At 47.3% G+C, this 1,375-nt stretch carries 1 protein-coding gene; it reads right to left on the bottom strand.

Translation table 11 applies throughout. From position 1 onward, the window contains the following. Positions 1 to 1,375: Rne/Rng family ribonuclease (locus A3761_RS24120; protein ID WP_156492087.1), on the bottom strand; the 1,375-nt coding region annotated here is incomplete at both ends.

A 1,375-nucleotide genomic window follows, 5' to 3' on the forward strand; every position in this document is an offset into this window, starting at 1 on the left:
TCGCGTTGATTTCGATTTTGGCCAGACTTATTACGGTTGCGGTTGTTGCCTGAAGCGTTATCGCCAGACTGAGAGTCTCGTTGCTTGTTTCTATTCTTCTGGTTACTGCGGTTGCCTTGAGTGCTGCGCTGCTGCTTTCTAGCAGGTGCTTCATTAGCAACAGAGGAGGCTTTCTCTTCTGCGCTGAACATTGCCGATAGCTTGGATTTCAAACGCTTCATTAGGCCAGTTTCTTCGCTTTGCTCAGCTTGCTTTTGAGGTGCAGCTTCAGTTGCAGGCGCTGAAACTTGAGGTGCAGGGCTAGCATGTGAAATAGATTTAACCGCAGCTTCTTCGCGCACGACTTCTTTTGCTGCGGCTGTTGGAACTGCTTGTTCCTCTGGCTGTGTTGTTTCTATTTTGTAACTAGCTTGATCATCACTGGTTTCGTCTTCACGAAGTCTACGTAACTCATAGTGAGGCGTATCCATAGCCATGTCAGGAATGATGATAACGCGAACAGACTGCCTGCGTTCAATCTCCTGAATTTGTTGGCGCTTCTCGTTTAATAAGAAAGTAGCGACAGGAACCGGCAGGACTGCTTGGACCGAACCTGTTTTCTCTTTAGAGGCTTCTTCATACATTAGGCGCATGATTGACAGTGCTAAAGATTCAACGTCACGAATCGTACCTTGTCCGCTACAGCGAGGGCATACTGCTGCGCGGGTCTCACTTAGTGAAGGTCGTAAACGCTGTCGTGACATTTCAAGGAGCCCGAAACGAGATATCTTGCCAACCTGAACGCGTGCGCGGTCAAGTTCTAGGGCTTTACGCATGCGGTTTTCAACGTCACGTTGATTTTTTGCAGGGCCCATATCGATAAAGTCGATAACAACCAAACCACCCATATCTCGTAAACGAAGCTGGCGAGCAATTTCTTCTGCAGCTTCAAGGTTAGTTTGAAGTGCTGTCTCTTCAATGTCGCTGCCCTTAGTTGCACGAGCTGAGTTGATATCGATTGAAACAAGTGCTTCCGTTGGGTCGATAACAATTGAGCCGCCAGAAGGCAGTTTTACTTCGCGTTGGAACGCTGTCTCGATTTGAGCTTCGATCTGATAACGGCTGAATAATGGCGTTTCGTCTTGGTAGAGTTTGATCTTGCTTTCATAAGCAGGCATAACTGAACGAACGAAATTTAGAACATCTTCAAACACAAGCGGTGCGTCAACAAGTACTTCGCCAATGTCCTGGCGCAAGTAATCGCGAATAGCACGGATGATGACATTGCTTTCCTGGTATATGAGGAAAGGAGCGGGGCGGCTTTCAGAAGCGCTGGTAATTGATTCCCAAAATTGTAGAAGGTAATCAAGGTCCCATTGTAGCTCTTCTGTTGAAC

The sequence above is a fragment of the Oleiphilus sp. HI0123 genome (genome assembly GCF_001635315.1).